Origin of the sequence: Gemmobacter sp. LW-1 (assembly GCF_001303875.1) — a bacterium.
GTDB classification, from domain to species: domain Bacteria; phylum Pseudomonadota; class Alphaproteobacteria; order Rhodobacterales; family Rhodobacteraceae; genus Gemmobacter; species Gemmobacter caeni.
Map to the genome: position 1 here is coordinate 51,072 of NZ_LJSC01000057.1, position 20,353 is coordinate 71,424.

The 20,353-nt window shown below is 62.8% G+C and carries 21 protein-coding genes; 3 read left to right on the forward strand and 18 right to left on the reverse strand.

What is annotated here, in order from left to right; genetic code table 11:
* Positions 1 to 8 precede the first annotated feature (8 nt).
* Positions 9 to 335 (reverse strand): heat shock protein HspQ, encoded by a 327-nt coding sequence (gene hspQ / locus AO684_RS17665; protein ID WP_054304043.1) that lies wholly within the window; start codon positions 333 to 335, stop codon positions 9 to 11.
* A 211-nt stretch (positions 336 to 546) separates the two neighbouring features.
* Here hspQ and AO684_RS17670 point away from each other — a divergent pair, with 211 nt between their 5' ends.
* On the forward strand, positions 547 to 1,131 hold the full coding sequence (locus AO684_RS17670) for a hypothetical protein (protein WP_054304044.1): 585 nt from the start codon (positions 547 to 549) through the stop codon (positions 1,129 to 1,131).
* Positions 1,132 to 1,142: 11 nt separating this feature from the next.
* Here the strand turns inward: AO684_RS17670 and AO684_RS17675 are convergent, their stop codons facing one another.
* From AO684_RS17675 to AO684_RS17695, 5 genes are all read right to left on the reverse strand, one after another.
* Positions 1,143 to 1,742: an outer membrane lipoprotein carrier protein LolA gene (locus tag AO684_RS17675; protein ID WP_054304101.1), complete on the reverse strand. Its 600-nt coding sequence runs from the start codon at positions 1,740 to 1,742 to the stop codon at positions 1,143 to 1,145.
* Positions 1,743 to 1,940: 198 nt separating this feature from the next.
* Positions 1,941 to 2,576 (reverse strand): ParA family partition ATPase, encoded by a 636-nt coding sequence (parA, locus tag AO684_RS17680; protein ID WP_054304045.1) that lies wholly within the window; start codon positions 2,574 to 2,576, stop codon positions 1,941 to 1,943.
* A 57-nt stretch (positions 2,577 to 2,633) separates the two neighbouring features.
* Positions 2,634 to 3,047, reverse strand: coding sequence for a universal stress protein (locus tag AO684_RS17685; RefSeq protein WP_054304046.1), 414 nt, complete (start codon positions 3,045 to 3,047; stop codon positions 2,634 to 2,636).
* A 103-nt stretch (positions 3,048 to 3,150) separates the two neighbouring features.
* Positions 3,151 to 3,354, reverse strand: coding sequence for a DUF2892 domain-containing protein (locus AO684_RS17690; RefSeq protein WP_054304102.1), 204 nt, complete (start codon positions 3,352 to 3,354; stop codon positions 3,151 to 3,153).
* A gap of 68 nt (positions 3,355 to 3,422) precedes the next feature.
* On the reverse strand, positions 3,423 to 4,775 hold the full coding sequence (locus AO684_RS17695; RefSeq protein ID WP_054304047.1) for a 1-acyl-sn-glycerol-3-phosphate acyltransferase: 1,353 nt from the start codon (positions 4,773 to 4,775) through the stop codon (positions 3,423 to 3,425).
* 134 nt (positions 4,776 to 4,909) lie between these two features.
* On the opposite strand from AO684_RS17695, the gene AO684_RS17700 reads away from it, so the two are divergent.
* Entirely contained in the window at positions 4,910 to 6,877 is a 1,968-nt protein-coding gene (locus tag AO684_RS17700; protein WP_054304048.1) for a protein meaA, read from the forward strand.
* Between the two features lie 123 nt (positions 6,878 to 7,000).
* On the opposite strand, the gene lpdA is transcribed toward AO684_RS17700, so the two are convergent.
* The 11 genes from lpdA to AO684_RS17755 form a co-directional block, all read right to left on the reverse strand.
* Positions 7,001 to 8,389, reverse strand: coding sequence for a dihydrolipoyl dehydrogenase (lpdA, locus tag AO684_RS17705; protein ID WP_054304049.1), 1,389 nt, complete (start codon positions 8,387 to 8,389; stop codon positions 7,001 to 7,003).
* A 76-nt stretch (positions 8,390 to 8,465) separates the two neighbouring features.
* Positions 8,466 to 8,861 (reverse strand): MAPEG family protein, encoded by a 396-nt coding sequence (locus AO684_RS17710; protein ID WP_054304050.1) that lies wholly within the window; start codon positions 8,859 to 8,861, stop codon positions 8,466 to 8,468.
* Positions 8,858 to 9,094, reverse strand: coding sequence for a hypothetical protein (locus tag AO684_RS17715; protein ID WP_054304051.1), 237 nt, complete (start codon positions 9,092 to 9,094; stop codon positions 8,858 to 8,860). The genes AO684_RS17710 and AO684_RS17715 overlap by 4 nt, the downstream gene beginning before the upstream one ends.
* 69 nt (positions 9,095 to 9,163) lie before the next feature.
* On the reverse strand, positions 9,164 to 10,393 hold the full coding sequence (gene odhB, locus AO684_RS17720) for a 2-oxoglutarate dehydrogenase complex dihydrolipoyllysine-residue succinyltransferase (protein WP_054304052.1): 1,230 nt from the start codon (positions 10,391 to 10,393) through the stop codon (positions 9,164 to 9,166).
* Positions 10,394 to 10,397: 4 nt separating this feature from the next.
* Positions 10,398 to 13,361, reverse strand: coding sequence for a 2-oxoglutarate dehydrogenase E1 component (locus AO684_RS17725; protein ID WP_054304053.1), 2,964 nt, complete (start codon positions 13,359 to 13,361; stop codon positions 10,398 to 10,400).
* 39 nt (positions 13,362 to 13,400) lie between these two features.
* Positions 13,401 to 13,751, reverse strand: coding sequence for a hypothetical protein (locus tag AO684_RS17730; RefSeq protein ID WP_054304054.1), 351 nt, complete (start codon positions 13,749 to 13,751; stop codon positions 13,401 to 13,403).
* 52 nt (positions 13,752 to 13,803) lie between these two features.
* Positions 13,804 to 14,688: a succinate--CoA ligase subunit alpha gene (gene sucD / locus AO684_RS17735; protein WP_054304055.1), complete on the reverse strand. Its 885-nt coding sequence runs from the start codon at positions 14,686 to 14,688 to the stop codon at positions 13,804 to 13,806.
* 12 nt (positions 14,689 to 14,700) lie between these two features.
* Positions 14,701 to 15,171, reverse strand: coding sequence for a hypothetical protein (locus AO684_RS17740; RefSeq protein ID WP_054304056.1), 471 nt, complete (start codon positions 15,169 to 15,171; stop codon positions 14,701 to 14,703).
* A gap of 7 nt (positions 15,172 to 15,178) precedes the next feature.
* Entirely contained in the window at positions 15,179 to 16,372 is a 1,194-nt protein-coding gene (gene sucC / locus AO684_RS17745; RefSeq protein ID WP_054304057.1) for an ADP-forming succinate--CoA ligase subunit beta, read from the reverse strand.
* Between the two features lie 242 nt (positions 16,373 to 16,614).
* Positions 16,615 to 17,184, reverse strand: coding sequence for a calcium-binding protein (locus AO684_RS22550; RefSeq protein ID WP_054304058.1), 570 nt, complete (start codon positions 17,182 to 17,184; stop codon positions 16,615 to 16,617).
* Positions 17,185 to 17,855: 671 nt separating this feature from the next.
* Positions 17,856 to 18,548: a class I SAM-dependent methyltransferase gene (locus AO684_RS17755; RefSeq protein ID WP_054304059.1), complete on the reverse strand. Its 693-nt coding sequence runs from the start codon at positions 18,546 to 18,548 to the stop codon at positions 17,856 to 17,858.
* A 146-nt stretch (positions 18,549 to 18,694) separates the two neighbouring features.
* Here AO684_RS17755 and AO684_RS17760 point away from each other — a divergent pair, with 146 nt between their 5' ends.
* Complete coding sequence (locus AO684_RS17760; protein ID WP_054304060.1) at positions 18,695 to 19,234, forward strand: phosphatase PAP2 family protein; 540 nt, start codon at positions 18,695 to 18,697, stop codon at positions 19,232 to 19,234.
* 71 nt (positions 19,235 to 19,305) lie between these two features.
* Here the strand turns inward: AO684_RS17760 and mdh are convergent, their stop codons facing one another.
* A complete protein-coding gene (gene mdh, locus AO684_RS17765; RefSeq protein WP_054304061.1) occupies positions 19,306 to 20,268 on the reverse strand; it encodes a malate dehydrogenase in 963 nt (320 codons plus the stop codon).
* Between the last annotated feature and the right edge of the window lie 85 nt (positions 20,269 to 20,353).

Consider the following 20,353-nt stretch of genomic DNA (forward strand, 5'->3'; position numbering starts at 1 on the left):
GCTGCGTCTCAATTCAGGTTGAATTGCAGAGGGTAACGCCCGTCCTCGAAATCGCCGAACAGATCGTGCAGGTCGGGGTGATCCACCGGCTCGCCCGTTTCGTCCGGGATCAGGTTCTGCTCTGACACATAAGCGACGTAATAGCTTTGGTCGTTTTCAGCCAGAAGGTGATAGAAGGGCTGGTCCCGCTCCGGGCGGCTGTCCTCGGGCATGGCGGCATACCATTCCTCGGTATTCGAGAACATGGCGTCCACGTCGAAAACCACCCCGCGAAACGGGTGTTTCCGATGCCGCAGCACCTGGCCGAGATGATATTTCGCCTGCGCCTTGAGCATTCGTGACGGACCCCCTTTGGCGACTCCTAATCCTTTGATCGCCTCAGGTCCACTGGGCGCGGGTGATTCGGGGGGAAACAGTCTGTCAGGCATCGACCCACAGTTTGCCTGTACCGCTCGCGGAATACTGATGTGAAATCCTGCGGCGCCCCATTTCCCCCCCGCAGGAAATCGCATATCCTTGCAAAAAACAAAGACACGCGAGGGGCAGATGAGCAGACTTCTCCGTGCGTCGATCCTTCTTCTTCTCCTCGCCTCCTGCGGCGGGGGCAGCAGGTTTGCGGCGCCACGCAATCTCGACGATGCCTGTGCGATCCTGCGGGAGCGCCCGGAATACTACCGCGCCATGAAGGCGACGGAACGCCGCTGGGGCGTGCCGGTGCATGTGCAGATGGCGACCATCCATCAGGAAAGCAAATTCATCGGCAATGCCCGCACCCCGCATCGTTTTGCGCTGGGGATCATTCCGATGGGGCGGCAAAGCACGGCCTATGGCTATAGCCAGGCGCTGGACGGCACCTGGGAAGAGTACCAGAAGGAAACGCGCAACGGTCGGGCCAAGCGGGACCGGATCGACGATGCGACCGATTTCATGGGCTGGTACATGGATGGCACCGAGAAACGTCTGGGCGTTTCCAAATGGGATGCCCGCAGCCAGTATCTTGCCTATCACGAAGGTCGCACAGGCTTTGCCAATGGCAGCTACAATGCGAAAACCTGGCTGGTTGACGTGGCGAACCGGGTGCAACAGCGCGCCGACAATTACGCCTCGCAGCTTTCCGGCTGCGGAAGATAAGAGGGCGGCGCCTAGTTGCGCCGCTCCATCTCCAGCGGGATATCGAAGAAGCCGGGCTTGAAACTGCGGCCCTTGGCCATCTCGCCCAGGATCACAGTTGTCGTGCTGCCGGCGTCATCGGTGATGATCCACTGGCGCAGTTCCACCGGATTGGCGGTAAACACCATTTCGATGCTGCCGTATTCCGGGTGCTTCGGGTCTTGCGCCACGACGCGCGTGGTATTGCCATCCTCGCGGTGGCCGATCACCATTTTCGCCTGCGCCAGATCGACATTCTTCGCCAGGATCAGGTTCAGCGGTGTCTTGGCCAGCGGATATTGCTCTGGCGGCTGGTTCGACTTGCGGTCGAAGATCGCCACATTGCCGGAACTGGCCAGCACCAGCGATTTGTCGGGGGGCGCGTATTCAAACCGCACCCGGCCGGGGCGCGAGATATAGATAGTGCCGGTGCCGATGCTGCCATCGCTGTTCACCTGCGTGAACTGCGATTCAACGGTGGTCAACCCGTTGAGGTATTTCGACAGGGCGGAAAGCGAAATCTTCTCGGCCTGCGCGGGCAGGGCGAAGACAAGCGCGGCGAGCGGGGCCAGAAGGGCGGAACGAAGCATCATGGCCGCAATATAGTCGGCTCTGCGCGGGCGAACATCCCCCTGCGCGAAAGCGTGATGCAGCGACATACACGGAACCATCACGGCCCCGCGAACGTTGCCTGTTCAGCAACCGACGGAGGATAAGATGAAAGGTATTCTGGCCTGGCTGATCGGCATTCCGATCCCGCTGATCATCCTGCTTTACCTGTTCGACGTGTTCTAGGTTTCGGCCCCGAGGTCGAGTTCGTCAAGAACCTCGGCCATAAGCGCGCGCGCCTCGGCCGCCGCGGCGCCGCGCCCTTCCGCAACCCCCAGCCCCTGCCCCAGCGTTTCGGCAAAGGCCACCCGCGCCGCAAGTCGCGACTTCGCAACCCGCGCTACGCCCTCGGCCGCCCTGGCGACATCCTCGGCCAGCCGGGTGCCTGTGTTCATGCGATTGAGCACGATGAGCGCCCGCCCGCTTTCCCGCGCCACCAGATCCAGCACGCCATCCGTAGCCCAGAGATCCACATGGCTGGCCGCAACCGGCACCAGCACGAGATCGGCCTCGCGCAGTGCTGGGCGAAGATCGCTGTCGACCTTGGGCGGGGTATCGACGATCACAACGTCATGGTGCGCGCGCAATTTCTTGCATTCATAGCCGACCCCCCAGGCCGAGGCGGTGGAGAAATCCATGTCCGGCTCACCCAGTCGGTCGAGCCGGGTCATGAACCAGCGGCCAAGGCTGCCTTGTGGATCGCTGTCCACCAGCGCGACATCCAGCCCCTGCCGCACCAGACAGACAGCAAGATTCGCGGCAAGCGTGGTCTTGCCCGCCCCGCCCTTCTGCTGTGCGACCGTGATGACCTTGCCCATCCGATTCCCCCTTATTCTGCGATGCAGCATAACGGAAACCGGCCGGGGCAAACAGCGTCAGCGTGCCACAGTCACCGTGCAATGCGCACGCGCCATGACATCGGCAGCAACTGACCCCAGCATCAGCCGCGAAATTCCGCGCTTGTCGCCGGTGCCGACGACGATGTGGTCGTAGCCATTCTGTTCTGCATAATGGACGATGCCCGCCGCCGCCTCGCGGCTGACGATATCGACGCGCTTGACGTCCGGCGCGCCGTGCTGACCGGCCAGTGCCACCGCCGCATCAAGCAGCGCCACGACTTCGGCATCGGTCCAGTGATGGATCAGCGGGCCCTTCGCGCCGCCATGGGCCACATTGACGAGGCAGATCGACAGCGCGGCCCCTGATTTGGCCGCCAGTTCGGCGGCATAGGCAACGGCGATATTCGAATGGTCGGTGCCGTCGGTCGGGCACAGGATCTTGTGGGTCATTCAATCCTCCTCATGTTGCTCGCGCATTATACTACAATGCAACAAATTTTCACATGAGGATTTTGCGCCCGCCATGATCTGCGTCAAGCGGGCGCGGATTTCCTTACTGGAAGGCGCAACCGGCCTTGATGCCGAAAGCACGGAAGATCATGGCCGCAGGGCAGAAGCCGGTAAACGACGACTGGATCAGGTTCGCGCCGATAAAGACGGTGAACCAGACGAAGTAGGGCGACACCCAGACGGTCAGCGCGACGCTGAGCAGCACCATCACGCCGGCGAAAAGGAAGATCGTGCGATCGAGGGTCATGTGAAGCTCCATCTCCATGGGCGCGAAATGCGCCCTTGCGACTCAGATAGCATGTCACATAAACAAATTCAACTTATTGAATTTGAAATCCGCTGCTCCACGGTGCCCGCCTGAAAGGCCAGCAGCGCCATCTGGTCCGCAGGCACCTGCCCCGCAGCATCCATCATCCCCCGCATCCGCAAAACCTCGAACGCCCCGACCAGTGCTGTCTCCGGGGCCTCACCCAGTTCCATCACCGCGCCTTGCGCGCGCAGATCTTGCGCCAGCGCCATGGCCCGCGACACTAGTTCCGGCACGGCTGCCGCCCCTCTGCGCAGGGCGGCGGCGGCCAGAGGCACCGGCAGCACCGGCACAGCCTCGCCCACCCGCTGCATCAGGGCCGCCCCCAACGCCTCGGCATCGGCGGGATGCGTGGCCAGCCAGTCCCGCAGGGATATCGGCGCCCCGAAAGCCACCCCGGCATGGCCAAAACCGGAATAGGTGCCTTTCCACTTGCGCCGCGCCATACGCCAGAGGAACCCCAGCACCCCCAGCGGGCCTGCCCGGAACCTGCGTTCCCCTTTGGCCGCCGCCTCGACCAGCAGCCGATCTTCCAGCACCCGGTCATATCCGATGCCAACCGGCACGAACACCACATCGCGATGGTCCGGCCCAAAGTCCTGCAAGATGTAGGAAAGCAACCCCATTCGCGCCGCGCCAACCCGGCCATCAAGGCTCAGGCCGCCCTCGGGGAAAATCGCCTGCGTCACGCCTTCGGCGGTGATGATCTGCACATAGCGCGCCAGCACCCGGCGATAAAGCGGATCGCGCGAGCCACGGCGAATGAAATAGGCGCCCATCGCCCGGATCATCGCCGACAGCGGCCAGACGCGGGCCCATTCCCCCACCGCATAGCTCAGCGCCGAACGGTTGGCGACGAGCCAGGTGACCAGCACATAATCCATATTGCTGCGATGATTCATCACGAAAACCACCGTCGCCTCACGGTCGATCCCGGCCAGCGCCGCATCCACCGGCCGCACGCGCACCGTGTAAAGCGCCCGGCTGAGCCAGCGCGCCAATCGCGTCGCCACACCAAAATAGACCAGCGCCGAAAAGCCCGGCACGATTTCTCGCGCGGCCTTGCGGGCAGCCTCGAAGGCGACCGGCTCGGGCGTGCCGGTTTCCTGCGCATGGTCCATCGCGGCCTGCACCACCTTGGGATCATAGGTCAGCTGCACGATGCGATCCGCCCGCGCCATAAGGCGGAACGGGCGGATCGGCCGCGCCAGATGGATATTCAGCCGCGCCACCAGCCGCTCGGCCCGCCGCCGCAGGAACCAGCGTGCCGAAGGCATCAGAACCCGCTCCAATGCAGCCACGGCGGCAAGGATCAGGGCCAGCACCACCAGCCAGAGAGGAAGCTCTACCGTTTCGGTCATAGCCTGAACCTAGGCCATCGCCGCATCTGCGTAAATCCGGCCATGCTGCGACGCGGCGAATTGACAATGCCATAATCTTTCCCGCATATCTTCGTTCAAGCAATAAAATTGCCAACCCGATTCACGAGGCCGCCATGACCGAAGCCAAGAAAGATGCCCCCTGGCTGTTCCGCACCTATGCGGGCCACTCCACGGCGAAGGCGTCGAATGCGCTTTACCGCACCAACCTCGCCAAGGGGCAGACCGGGCTTTCCGTCGCCTTCGACCTGCCCACCCAGACCGGCTATGACAGCGATCACGAATTGTCGCGCGGCGAAGTGGGCAAGGTCGGCGTGCCGGTGAACCATCTGGGCGACATGCGGGCACTGTTCGACGAGATCCCGCTGGAACAGATGAACACCTCGATGACGATCAATGCCACGGCGCCCTGGCTGCTGGCGCTGTACATCGCGGTGGCCGAGGAACAGGGCGCCGATGTATCGAAACTGCAAGGCACCGTGCAGAACGACATCATCAAGGAATATCTGTCGCGCGGCACCTATATCTGCCCGCCCAAGCCCAGCCTGCGCATGATCACCGATGTCGCGGCCTATACGCAAAAGCACTTGCCGAAATGGAACCCGATGAACGTGTGTTCCTATCACCTGCAAGAGGCGGGCGCGACGCCCGAGCAGGAGCTTGCCTTTGCCCTCGCCACCGCCTGCGCGGTGCTGGACGACCTCAAGGGCAAGGTCACGCCCGAGGATTTCCCGAACATGGTGGGCCGCATCTCGTTCTTCGTGAACGCGGGCATCCGCTTTATCACCGAAATGTGCAAGATGCGCGCCTTCGTGGACCTGTGGGATGAAATCCTGCTCGACCGCTATGGCATCACCGATGCGAAGTATCGCCGCTTCCGCTATGGCGTGCAGGTCAATTCGCTCGGCCTGACCGAACAGCAGCCGGAAAACAACGTCTACCGCATCCTGATCGAAATGCTGGCGGTGACGCTGTCGAAAAAAGCCCGCGCCCGCGCCGTGCAATTGCCCGCCTGGAACGAGGCGCTCGGCCTGCCCCGTCCCTGGGATCAGCAATGGTCGCTGCGCATGCAGCAGATCCTCGCCTATGAAACCGACCTGCTGGAATATGGCGATCTGTTCGACGGCAACCCGGCGGTGGACGCGAAGGTCGCGGCCCTGAAACAGGGCGCGCGCGAAGAACTGGCGCAGATCGACGCCATGGGCGGTGCCGTCGCCTCCATCGAATACATGAAGGGCCGTCTGGTCGAGGCCAATGCAGAACGCATCGCCCGGATCGAAGGCAATGAAACCGTGGTGGTCGGGGTGAACCGCTGGACCGAGGCCGCCCCCTCGCCGCTGACCGCCGGCGATGGCGCCATCATGGTGGTGGATGAAGCCGCCGAGCGCGACCAGATCGAACGCCTGACCCAATGGCGCGCAACCCGGGACGAGGCGGCGGTCAAGACCGCACTCGCCACCCTGCGCGAAGCCTGCGCCGATGGCCGCAACGTCATGCCCGCCTCCATCGCCGCCGCAAAGGCCGGTGCCACCACCGGCGAATGGGGCGCCACCGTGCGCACCGCCTTCGGCCAGTATCGCGGCCCGACCGGCGTGTCCAAGAACCGCTCCAACCGCACCGAGGGGCTGGACCCGATCCGCGAGGCGGTGTCGGCCGTCTCGTCACGCCTCGGCCGGCAGCTCAAGTTCCTGGTCGGCAAACCGGGGCTCGACGGCCATTCCAATGGCGCCGAACAGATCGCCGCCCGCGCCCGCGATTGCGGCATGGACATCCACTACGATGGTATCCGCCTGACCCCTGTCGAAATCGTCACCGCTGCAGCAGAGCAGGAGGCGCATGTCGTCGGCCTCTCGATCCTCTCGGGCAGCCACCTGCCACTGATTGCCGAAACGATGGAGCGCATGAAGGCCGCAGGCCTCGGCAACATCCCCGTTGTCGTCGGCGGCATCATCCCCGAGGACGACGCCGCGAAACTCCGCGCCATGGGCGTCGCCGCCGTCTATACGCCGAAGGATTTCGAGCTGAACCGCATCATGCTCGACATCGTGGCGCTGGTCGATCCGACGCCGGTGGCGGCCGAATAACCCGAAGCGCCCTTGCTTCTTGCCCAAATACTCATCTTCCATGGCCCGCATCGCGGGCCATAATACTGAAAACAGCAACGCCCCGGACATCAGTCCGGGGCGTTTCCGCTTGATAAGCGTCCCTCAGGCGTGGATCGCACCGTCACCACAGGCCAGCGCCGCCTCGCGCACCGCTTCCGAATAGGTCGGGTGGGCATGGCAGGTCAGCGCGATATCCTGCGCCGAGGCGCCGAATTCCATCGCCACGCAGACCTCGTGGATCAGATCGCCCGCACCGGGGCCGATGATGTGGCAACCCAGAACCCGGTCGGTTTCCTTGTCGGCCAACATCTTGACGAAGCCATCAGCCTGGAAGATCGCCTTGGCGCGCGCATTGCCCATGAAGGGGAACTTGCCAACCTTGTAGGCGCGGCCTTCGGCCTTCAGCTGCTCTTCCGTCTTGCCGACCGAAGCCACCTCGGGCGCGGTGTAGATCACGCCGGGGATGACATCGTAGTTCACATGGCCATGCTTGCCGGCCAGAACCTCGGCCACCGCCATGCCCTCGTCCTCGGCCTTGTGGGCCAGCATCGGGCCGACCACCGCGTCGCCGATGGCATAGATGCCCTTCACGCTGGTCTGGAAATGGCTGTCGATCGTGACCTGCCCGCGCGGCTCCATCGCCACGCCCAGGGCTTCCAGCCCCAGACCGGCGGTATAGGGTTTGCGGCCGGTGGCCACCAACACGGCATCCGCCTCGATCTCATGCGCGCTTTCATCCTTGCGCAGCTTGTAGGACACTTTCGCGCCCTTCTTGGTCCGCTCAGTGCCCTGCACCGCCGCGCCCAGCACGAATTTGATGCCCTGCTTGGCCAGCAGCTTCTGGAAGCTCTTGGCCACTTCGGCATCCATGCCGGGGGTGATGGCGTCAAGATATTCGACCACCGTCACCTCGGCGCCCAGACGGGCATAGACCGAGCCCATCTCCAGCCCGATCACGCCCGCACCGATCACCACCAGCGATTTCGGCACCGATTTCAGCGACAGCGCGCCGGTGGAGGTGACGACCACCTCTTCATCCACGGTCACGCCCGGCAGACTCGCGGGTTCCGAGCCGGTGGCGATGACGATGTTCTTCGCGCTGTGAACCTCGTCGCCGACCTTGACCTGACCGGCGGCAGGTATCGAGCCCCAGCCCTTTAGCCAGGTCACCTTGTTCTTCTTGAACAGGAATTCGATGCCCTTGGTATTGCCGTTCACGACATCCTGCTTGTAGGCCTGCATCTTGTCCCAGTCGACTTTGACCTTGGCGCCCATCAGGCCCATCTTTTCAAAGTTTTCATGGACTTCGTGCAGGTTATGCGTCGCGTGCAGCAGCGCCTTCGAGGGGATGCAGCCGACGTTCAGGCAGGTGCCGCCCAGCGTCTCGCGCCCTTCGACCACGGCGGTCTTGAGGCCCAGTTGCGCGCAACGGATGGCGCAGACATAGCCGCCGGGGCCGCCGCCGATCACGATCACATCGAATTCTGCCATTTCGGTCTCCTTTGGTGTCGAGCGCCGGGGGCTGTCTGCCCCCGGACCCCCGAGGATATTTATACCAAGATGAAGGTCAGGTCAGGCTGGCCACAATCATGGTGAGGGTTGCGAGGAAGCCCAGGCCCCAGATGGCCGAGCGCCAGGGGCGCCAGCCGAAGGCATAGGCCGGAACGTAGAGGATGCGGGCACCGAGGTAGACCCAGCCACAGGCCGCGGTCAGGCCCGAGGCCTTGCCGCCCAGCGTGACCACCACAACTGCGAGGGTGAACAGGATCAGCCCCTCGAAATGGTTGTTCAGCGCGCGTTGCAGGCGGGCGGTGGTCTGCGAGAGTTGCCGCGACGGCGGCCGGTCCCGTGCCGAGGAGGTATACCCCGTGCCCAGCTCCCGGTTCGCCGGGATGGCAAAGAGCAGGTATTGGGCTGATTGCAGCAGGCCCGCGAGGGCGAGGGCGGTGAGTTCGGGGGTCATTTCGGCTTCAGTTGATCAACGTTGTCCCGAACGACCTTCTCCCCAACTTTATCGCATAGTTCATCCACAGGTGCGACTAGGCCATAAACCGTCAGCCCTTTAGCTATCAGATAATCTTCGGCTGTTTGAGTATTATGGTCCGAGCGGTCAATGGACTTTAGCAGTGCATAGACTTCTTTGACAGGAACAACGTTATAAACCTTGAACGGCTTCTTATACTGATAGTCCGGCATAGCTGGGCTCCTCAGATGCCTCACAAAAGTAGGATGCCGCCCCTCAAATATGGAGGCGGCAATTGGGCATCACAGATCCATCAACAACCGGCGCGGGTCTTCCAGCGCTTCCTTCACGCGGACGAGGAAGGTCACGGCGCCCTTGCCGTCGACGATGCGGTGATCGTAGCTCAGCGCGAGATACATCATCGGGCGGATGACGATCTGGCCGTTCACCACCACCGGGCGGTCCTGGATCTTGTGCATGCCAAGGATCCCCGATTGCGGCGGGTTCAGGATCGGCGAGGACATCAGCGAGCCATAGACGCCGCCATTCGAGATGGTGAAGCTGCCGCCCGCCATTTCGGCCATCGACAGCTTGCCGTCACGGGCGCGGACGCCCAGTTCGGCGATCTTTTTCTCGATCGCGGCAAAGCCCATCTGGTCGGCGTCGCGCACCACCGGCACCACAAGACCCGAGGGCGTGCCCACAGCCACACCCATGTGGACGTAGTTCTTGTAGACGATGTCGGTGCCGTCGATCTCGGCATTGACTTCGGGCACTTCCTTAAGGGCGTGGCAGCAGGCTTTCACGAAGAAGGACATGAAGCCGAGCTTCACGCCGTGCTTCTTCTCGAACACGTCCTTGTATTCGTTGCGCAGGCCCATGATGCCGGACATGTCGACCTCGTTATAGGTCGTCAGCATGGCGGCGGTGTTCTGGCTATCCTTCAGGCGACGCGCGATGGTCTGGCGCAGCTTGGTCATCTTGACGCGCTCTTCGCGGGCGGCATCATCGGCCGGGACGGGCGCGCGCGGCACCGAAACCGGGGCGGGCGCCGGTGCGGCGGCAGAGGCAGAAGCGACGGCTTTGGCCACGTCTTCCTTCATCACACGGCCGTCACGGCCCGAGCCCTGCACCTGCGCGGCGGAAATCCCCGCCTCGGCCATGGCTTTCTTGGCCGAAGGCGCATCTTCCACGTCCTTGCGGGCAGCCGGAGTTTCCGGCCCTGCACCGGGCGAGTTCACCGCAGCGGCGGCTTCGGCTTTCGCCTCGGCCTTGGGGGCTGCGGCAGCGGTGGCGCCTTCGTTGATCGTCGCCAGCAACGCGGCCGCAGCGACGGTTTCACCTTCTTGTGCGACGATCTCGCCCAGCACGCCCGCGGCGGGCGAGGGCACGTCGAGGCTCACCTTGTCGGTTTCCAGCTCGCAGAGGATTTCATCGACGGCAACGGCATCGCCCGGCTTCTTGAACCAGGTCGCGATGGTCGCTTCGGTGACGCTTTCGCCAAGGGCGGGAACGCGAACTTCAACGGTCATTGGCTTATTTCCCTTCGAAAGACAGCGCATCATTCACGAGCGCTTCCTGTTCAACTTTGTGTTTGGAGGCGAGGCCCGTGGCGGGCGAAGCCGAGGCCGTGCGGCCGGCATAGCGCGCGCGTTTCGCAGCGCCACCGACCTGATCCAGCACCCATTCGATATTCGGCTCGATGAAGCTCCAGTAACCCTGGTTCTTCGGTTCTTCCTGACACCAGACCACCTCGGCCTGCGGGAAGCGCCCCAGTTCGGCGCGCAGCGATTGCGCCGGGAAGGGGTAAAGCTGTTCCACGCGCAGCAGGTAGACATCATCGGCGCCTCGGGCATCCCGTTCGGCCAGCAGGTCATAGTAGACCTTGCCCGAGCACATCACCACGCGCCGGATCTCGGCATCGGGCTTCAGTTGCAGTGACGAATTGCCCTTCTGGGCGTCATCCCACAGCACGCGATGGAAATACGAGCCGGTGGTGAAATCCTCGGCGGTCGAGACACACATCGGATGCCGCAGCAGCGACTTCGGCGTCATCAGCACCAGCGGCTTGCGGAAATCGCGGTGGATCTGACGCCGCAGGATGTGGAAGTAGTTCGCCGGGGTCGAGCAGTTCGCCACGATCCAGTTTTCCTGCGCCGAAAGTTGCAGGAAGCGCTCGGGACGTGCCGACGAATGTTCAGGCCCCTGCCCTTCGAACCCGTGCGGCAGCAGCATGACCAGACCGGACATCCGCAGCCACTTGCTTTCGCCCGAGTTGATGAACTGGTCGAACATGATCTGCGCGCCGTTGGCGAAATCGCCGAACTGGGCTTCCCACAGCACAAGCGCATTCGGCTCGGACAGCGAATAACCGTATTCGAAGCCCAGCACCGCATATTCCGACAGCATCGAGTCGATGACCTCATACCGCGCCTGACCGGCCCGGATGTGGTTCAGCGGATAGTAGCGCTCTTCGGTGCCTTGCTCGATGAAGGCCGAATGCCGCTGCGAGAAGGTGCCGCGCGTGCAGTCCTGACCGGACAGACGCACGGGATAGCCCTCGGTTTGCAGCGAGCCGAAGGCCAGTGCCTCCGCCGTGGCCCAGTCGAAACCGGCGCCGGTCTCGAACATCTTCTTCTTGGCTTCCAGCTGGCGCGCGACGGTCTTGTGGATCTCGAACCCGTCCGGCACACGGGTCAGCGCGGTGCCGACCTCGGCCAGAGTCTCGGGTTTGATCGCGGTATTGCCGGCGATATATTCCTCGCCTTCGCGCGACATGTTCTTCCAGCGGCCATCCAGCCAGTCGGCCTTGTTCGGCTTGAATTCCTTGCCAGCCTCGAACTCTTCGTTAAGGCGGGCCTGGAAAGCGGCTTTCATGTCCTCGATCTCGCCTTCCGGGATCAGGCCATCCTTCACCAGCCGGTCGGTATAAAGCTGAAGCGTCGTCTTGTGACGCTTGATGCGGTTATACATGATCGGGTTGGTGAACATGGGCTCGTCGCCCTCGTTGTGACCAAAGCGGCGGTAGCAGAAGATGTCCAGAACGACATCCTTGCCGAACTTCTGCCGGAACTCGGTCGCCACGCGGGCGGCGTGCACCACGGCTTCGGGATCGTCGCCGTTCACATGGAAGATCGGCGCCTCGACCATCAGCGCGATATCCGTCGGATAAGGCGAGGTGCGCGAGAAATGCGGTGCGGTGGTGAAGCCGATCTGGTTGTTCACGACGATATGGATGCAGCCGCCGGTGCGATGGCCCTTGATGCCCGAAAGCTGGAAGCATTCGGCCACGACGCCCTGACCCGCGAAAGCCGCATCGCCATGCAGCAGGATCGGCAGAACCTGACGGCGTTCCGTATCGCCAAGCTGGTCCTGCTTGGCACGGACCTTGCCCAGAACGACCGGGTTCACCGCCTCTAGGTGCGAGGGGTTCGCGGTCAGCGACAGGTGGACGGTATTGCCGTCGAACGTGCGGTCCGACGAGGCGCCGAGGTGATATTTCACGTCGCCCGAGCCATCCACATCCTCGGGCTTGAAGCTGCCGCCCTGGAATTCGTTGAAGATCGCGCGGTAGGGTTTGCCCAGAACATTGGCCAGAACCGACAGGCGACCGCGGTGCGGCATGCCGATGACGATTTCCTTCAGCCCCAGATTACCGCCCCGCTTGATGATCTGTTCCATCGCGGGGATCAGCGCCTCGCCGCCATCCAGACCGAAACGCTTGGTCCCCATGTATTTGACATGCAGGAACTTCTCAAAGCCCTCGGCTTCGACCAGCTTGTTCAGGATGGCGCGGCGGCCTTCGCGGGTGAAGGCGATTTCCTTGCCGTAGCCTTCGATCCGTTCCTTGAGCCAGGCGGCCTGTTCAGGGTCGGAAATGTGCATGTATTGCAGCGCGAACGTGCCGCAATAGGTGCGCTTCACGATCTCCATGATCTGCCGCATCGAGGCATGGGTCAGGCCCAGCACATTGTCGATGAAGATCGGGCGATCCATGTCGGCTTCGGTGAAGCCATAGGATTTCGGGTCCAGTTCCGGGTGGTTGGAACTGTCGCGCATGCCCAGCGGGTCGATATCGGCAGCCAGGTGGCCGCGAATCCGGTAGGCGCGGATGATCATGATGGCGCGGATCGAATCCAGCACGGCGCGCTGAATCTGCTCCTGCGTCAGGGCCACATTGGCCTCGGCCGCCTTTTCGGCGATTTTCTTGCCCGCGCCCTTGGCCTCTTTCGGCACCAGCGGCCATTCGCCGGTCAGCGCGGCAGTCAGTTCGTCCGCCGGTTGCTGCGGCCAGTCATTGCGCGCCCAGGACGGGCCCGCAGCGGCGCGCTTGGCTTCCAGCTCGCTGTCACCCAGCGCCTTGAAGAAAGCGGCCCAGCCGGCATCGACCGAATTCGGGTCGGCGGCATAGCGGGCCTGAAGCTGGTCGATGTAATCGGCATTGGCGCCGTCCATGAAGGATTGCGCGTTCAGCGTGGCGTTGGGGGATTGATCGGTCATGTCAGTGCCTCATTGAGACGTATGGACGAAGGGGGGGCGTCACTTGCAGCTTACGACAAGCTTGCGCACACCCGGCATCTGTTCGGGATGTTCCAGCGCGCGATCCTCGGCCGATGCGACGCCACGGGTGCCGCAAATGCGCGCCGGGGCGGCCTTGAGCTGGGCCTTGTCGGTGCTGGCCGCCTTGTAGAACAGGACGTTCGGCACGCCCTGAATAACCAGCCCGCCTATACCCGCCCCGTTCGCGGAATAGGCGACGATATTCGCGGCAGAAACGCCGGTGGCGGCCTCGGCGGCCGCCATGCCATTGCGGGCACCCGTTGTGGGCCCGGAGGTGACACACCCTGCAAGTGCAACACTCGCCAGCGTGGCCATGGTCAGAAATCGCATGCTCGCCTCCCTTCGAGAGGTTCCCCGGAGGCATACCCCCGGGGAACGAGATTTACTTGCCCAGCGCCTTCATCACGGCTTCGCCCAGATGGGCGGGGCTGTCGGCAACCACGATCCCGGCGGATTTCATCGCCTCGATCTTGGATTCCGCATCGCCCTTGCCACCGGCCACGATGGCACCGGCATGACCCATGCGACGGCCTTTCGGCGCGGTGCGGCCCGCGATGAAACCGGCGGTCGGCTTCCAGCGGCCACGCTTCTTTTCATCGGCGAGGAATTGCGCGGCTTCTTCTTCGGCCGAGCCACCGATTTCACCGATCATGATGATCGAATGGGTTTCCGGGTCCGCGAGGAACATTTCCAGCACGTCGATGTGCTCGGTGCCCTTGATCGGATCGCCGCCGATGCCCACGGCCGAGGACTGACCCAGACCAAGGTCGGAGGTCTGCTTCACCGCCTCATAGGTCAGCGTGCCCGAACGCGACACCACGCCGACGCTGCCGCGCTGATGGATGTGGCCCGGCATGATGCCGATCTTGCAGGCGCCGGGGGTGATGACGCCCGGGCAGTTCGGCCCGATCAGCCGCGATTTGGAGCCTTCCAGCGCCCGCTTCACGCGCATCATGTCAAGCACCGGAATGCCCTCGGTGATGCAGACGATCAGCTCCATCTGAGCATCGATCGCTTCAAGGATCGAGTCCGCCGCGAAGGGCGGCGGAACGTAGATCACAGTGGCATTGGCCTCGGTCACGGCTTTCGCTTCGTGAACCGAGTTGAAGACCGGCAGGTCAAGGTGGCTGGTGCCGCCCTTGCCGGGCGTCACGCCACCGACCATCTTGGTCCCATAGGCAATCGCCTGTTCGGTGTGGAAGGTGCCCTGCGAGCCGGTGATGCCCTGGCAGATAACCTTGGTATTTTCGTTGACGAGTACGGCCATCTTTGGCGCCTCCTATCTGTGTTTCGAAATCGAATAGAGTCGTTCAGACCCTTTGACTTCGAAGATCAAGGTGAATTGGTATTTGTCAGCTTTGACTGTGTACTTCAGGGCTTTGCCGCCCTGACCCGCTTCGAGCGATACATCTGATGCGCCAATACGCTTTGCAAGATCCTGTACCATCCGCTTGGCCTTCGCCTCAGGGACTGCTGAAAGCTTCTCGCCGTTCCATCTAAAGCTGGCGCCGCAAGACTTTCCCGCCGAGGAAATAAAGTTGCTGCCGGGACCAAGTTTGATCTTGGAAGCCACAAGCTTTTTCGCGGCAGCGCGCACGTCACGATCAGACAGTCCTGGCGCGGTCGCCACACAGATGGACTCGAAGAACCTAAGTTCAACGTCCATATGATTGTCAGAAGCATGACCGGGGGTGATGCCCCCAGCCATGGCAACGGTCAGCGCGATCAGGCTGTGACGCCAGCGGATCATCGAAGCCTCAGCCCTTCACCGCTTTCACGATCTTCTGCGCCGCGTCGCTGAGGTTGTCACCCGCGATCACGTTCAGCCCGCTTTCGTTGATGATCTTCTTGCCCAGCTCGACGTTGGTGCCTTCCAGACGCACGACCAGCGGAACCTTCAGGCCCACTTCCTTCACCGCAGCAATGACGCCCTCGGCGATGACGTCGCAGCGCATGATGCCGCCGAAGATGTTGACCAGAATGCCTTTGACGTTCGGGTCCGAGGTGATGATCTTGAAGGCCTCGGTCACCTTCTCTTTGGTCGCACCGCCGCCCACGTCGAGGAAGTTGGCGGGTTCCGCGCCATAGAGCTTGATGATGTCCATGGTCGCCATGGCAAGGCCCGCGCCGTTCACCATGCAGCCGATCTCACCGTCCAGCGCGATGTAGTTCAGGTCGAATTTCGAAGCGGCGAGTTCCTTGGGGTCTTCCTCGGTCTCGTCCTTCAGCGCCTGGATGTCGGCGTGGCGATAAAGCGCGTTGCCGTCGAACGACACCTTGGCGTCCAGCACCTTGATCTGGCCTTCCGGGGTCACGATCAGCGGGTTGATCTCCAGCATCTCCATGTCCTTCTCGACGAAGGCCTTGTAGAGCGTCTTGGCCAGCGCGACCATCTGCTTCACCTGCGCCCCTTCGAGGCCCAGCGAGAAGGCCAGACGGCGGCCGTGGAAATCCGACAGACCCGAAGCCGGGTCAACCGAGAAGGACAGGATCTTTTCAGGGGTCGAGGCGGCGACCTCTTCGATATCCATGCCGCCTTCGGTCGAGCAGACGAAGGAGATGCGGCTGGTCTGGCGATCCACCAGCAGCGCGAGGTAGAGTTCGCGCGAGATGTCGGAACCGGCCTCGATGTAGATGCGGTTCACCTGTTTACCGGCCGGGCCGGTCTGATGGGTGACCAGCGTGCGGCCCAGCATCTGCTTGGCCAGCGTTTCGGCTTCTTCCACCGATTTCGCCAGACGGACACCGCCCTTTTCACCGGCTTCCGGTTCCTTGAACTTGCCCTTGCCGCGGCCACCGGCGTGGATCTGCGCCTTGACGACCCAGAGCGGCCCGTCCAGTTCGCCCGCCGCGGTCTTGGCTTCCTCGGCTTTCAGGACGACACGGCCGTCCGAAACCGGGGCGCCATAGCTGCGGAGAAGCGCCTTGGCCTGATATTCATGGATGTTCATGGATCATGTCCCATCGCTGCTGATTTGGGGGCGTGATGCCATAATGGAAGGCGCTTTCAAAACGGCATTTGCGTGATCGGCGGGATTTGACGCATAAAAATCGCCTTTGTGATCACACGTCGAAAAAGTGTGATCACAAAGGCGATGCCGTTGCCGCAAACGCCGCAGCGCAGCGAGAGAAAACCCGACTCGGAGCGCGTCTCCCGGCCGGGAAAACGCGCCCTGCCGGGCCAGTCTTCCCGTCAGATGAAGGCAAAATCTGCCCGCGTCAGGTCTGAAGCAAGCATGTTTTCGACCAGAACCTCCACCTTATCGGCGCTGATCGAGACATTGGCCCCACGCTGGCGGATCACCAGATCGGAAAAGGTTATGGAGCCCCCGAAGGTGATCCGATCAATCCCGTCCTCGAAATCGGTGATCCTGTCGGTGCCACCTCCCTTGAAGAACAGGAAGACATCCTTATCCGCGCCGCCGGTCAGCCTGTCATTCCCCTTGCCACCACTCAGCCGGTCAGCACCGGAACCGCCAAGAAGAGTATCCTGACCGGCATCCCCGGAAAGCCGATCAGAATCCACCCCGCCTTCCAGCAGATCGTTGCCTTGCCCCCCGAACAGCGTGTCGTTCCCGCCGCCGCCATGCAGCGTATCGTTGCCCTGCTTTCCGGTCATGAAGGTTGCCGTCTCGCCGCCCGTCAGATCGTCACTCTTGCGAGTGCCGGAAAGCAGTCGCTGGTCAGAGGTCACCAGAAGCACGAACTTTCCGGTATCGGACGTAATGCCATAAGGATTGTGCCCGGTAATATCCAGAAACACCTTGCCGTCTTTCTCAGCCGTCCAGCTGATTTCCCTTTAATCTCTGCCGCCCCATGCCTCATCCAGCACGATACCCCGTTCACTTCGGATCGTCAGTTCCAGTTGGGGGAGGCCCTTTGCTGTTCCATCCCCCTCGACGCGGAAAGTATAGGTTACGCCAGCCCTGGCGTTGACCTTGTACCAGTCAGAGTCGAGATAGCAGTCGATGACGCCTGCCGTGACACCACCGATCCTTGCAGTTTTCGTTGTTTCAACATCATTTCGGACATTGTCGCTGGAAACCCAGCTGAGGATATACTCGCCAGTCGCCCCGCGTGACGTGACCTCGGCAAAGACCTCGGCGCCCGTGCCGCCGCCACCACGACAGTCCGGCGATCATACCAACCGCCACCGTCGCTGTCGATGATACCACCGGTCTTGTCCAGAACCAGAAGCTGAAGTTCCTCGACGCTGTTTGCCCCGCCGGTTGCCGTCGCATTGATCTGGTAGGACATCCCAGCTTTCAGGCTGACCCGAAACCAATCCGAATCATCCGATCGCTCCAAGATGCCGGTTACGCTTTTTCAGGCAAAAGCCTCGCCTTCGTCCCTGTATTCCCCGCAATATCGGCCATTCCGCATAACTCCCATTGAAAATATGAGAGCAAATTTCGGGTCGACCAGCACAACCTGTCAACGATTCGCGGTGCTGCGACTCGCCACGCAGAGCACCTGCCCCCTCGGCAGCCGGTTTGCGCGGATACTCACCTGCAATCCGGCCTGCGCGCAGAAATGGTGGATGTCGGATTCCAGCAGGTGATAGGGTGGGCGGATGTCGTGGGTGACCACACCATCGGGCTGCCGCACCGGGCCGAGGCTCGATTGCGCATCGGGGGCAAGGAACACCGTGAACAGGAATTTCTCGAACCGGGTGAAGTGGTCGGCCACCCGCAGGAGACCCCGGCGCAGGTGATTCACCGGCAGGTGGGTGAACACTGCGAAACACAGCAGATAATCCAGATCGCGCGGAATGCCGGGAAAGCTGAAATCCGCGTCCTCCACCAACTGCAGGGCGGGCAGACGGGCGCGGTCGCCCTCGGTCAGTTCCGCGCGGTAGCCCTTGAGGATCAGGTCGCGCGACAGGTCGCTGCCCCAGTAATGGCCGGGGTTCAGATAGGGCACGACGCGACAGCCGGTGCGCAGGGGGCCGCAGCCGATGTCCAGCATGCGGTGGCGCGGGCGCAGCCCTTCGGCCAGCAGCATCTCCATCTGGATGATGCCGGTTTCCTCCCATCGCCCCCCGATGATGGCACGATGCTGCCCCTTCGCCAGCGCGTCGGGAATGAAGGCAGGCGCGTGATAGGGAGAGATGTGGCCCTTGCTCATATCCCCGGCGCTAGCACGGTGTCGCGACGCGCGGAAGAGGGCATGGCGCCTAGTCCTGATGATGGTCTGCAACTCCGGTTGCATGGCGGCGGCGAGGCCAGCGGCCGAAGGCTGGCGCGATCTCCGCAGCCCCCAAGGACACTGCCATGCCCCCGATCCACCTTTGGCACCGCCTGCCCGCGTGCGCCCTGACCCTTGCCGCCTGTCTTGGCCTTTCCGCCCCTGTCATGGCCCAGGACAAGACCGGGCTGGAACGCACGGGCGATGCGCTTCAGGTCATTCTGCCCGCGATGGCCGGGGTCTGCGCGATCCGGCAGCAGCGGACAGCGAATTTCGTGGCCGGCCTTGCCACGACCGAGCTGGTGACGCAGGGCCTGAAGACAGCCACCCGCGACAGCCGGATCGGTCGCCGCCCCAACGGGCATGACCGGGGCTTTCCGTCGGGGCACACCTCCATGGCATTCTACGGCGCGACCAGCCTTGCGCGGGATTGCTGGCGCGACAGCCCGGTGGCAGGCGCGCTGGCTTTCGGCGCGGCAACGCTTGTCGGGGTTTCGCGCGTCAAAGCCGACCAGCACACCGTGGGTCAGGTTCTGGCCGGGGCGCTGGTGGGTTACCTTGCCCATGGCGTCACCATGGATCTTTCCGGCGACAATGTCGCCATCGGCTATCACATGGAGTTCTGAGACGAGGCCGAAGCACCATGACAAAAGCCCGGCACATGGCCGGGCTTTTGCAATTCGTAAGCGGGGCCGGATCAGGCCAGCGACGGGTCGATGCCCTTGCAAGCCTCGACAAGGCCCTTAACCGCGTCAACCGACTTGTTGAACATCGCCTGTTCGTCGGCATTCATCTTGATGTCGACGATCCGCTCGATGCCCTTGGCACCGATGATCGTCGGCACGCCGACATACATCCCGTCCAGACCGAAGGCGCCCTTGACGTAGGCCGCGCAGGGCAGCAGGCGCTTCTGGTCTTTCAGATAGGCTTCGGCCATTTCGATGGCCGAGGTGGCGGGCGCGTAGAAGGCCGAGCCGGTTTTCAGCAGGCCGACGATTTCCGCGCCGCCGTCACGGGTGCGCTGCACGATGGCGTCCAGCTTCTCCTGCGTGGTCCAGCCCATCGCGACCAGATCCGGCAGCGGGATGCCCGCGACGGTGGAGTAGCGGATCAGCGGCACCATGGTGTCGCCATGGCCGCCCAGAACGAAGGCGGTCACGTCGCGCATCGAGACATTGAACTCGACCGACAGGAAGTGACGGAAGCGCGCCGAATCGAGCACGCCGGCCATGCCCACGACTTTCTCATGCGGCAGGCCCGAGAATTCGCGCAGCGCCCAGACCATCGCGTCCAGCGGGTTGGTGATGCAGATGACGAAGGCGTTCGGCGCATGGGCCTTGATGCCCTCGCCCACGGATTTCATGACCTTCAGGTTGATGCCCAGCAGGTCGTCGCGGCTCATGCCCGGCTTGCGCGGCACACCGGCGGTCACGATGCAGACATCGGCGCCCGCGATGTCCTCATAGCTGTTGGCGCCCTTCAGAACGGCGTCGAAGCCCTCGACCGGGCCGCACTGTGCCAGATCCAGCGCCTTGCCCTGGGGGGTGCCTTCCGCGATGTCGAACAGGACGATATCGCCGAGTTCCTTGATGGCTGCGAGATGGGCGAGCGTTCCGCCGATCTGGCCAGCGCCAATCAGTGCGATCTTGGGTCGTGCCATGATTCCGTCTCCGGCTGGGATTGTATGCAACGGTATGCTTTAGGCGTCTCGCGGGATTCACGCAAGACTGCCGCGATGCGGCATG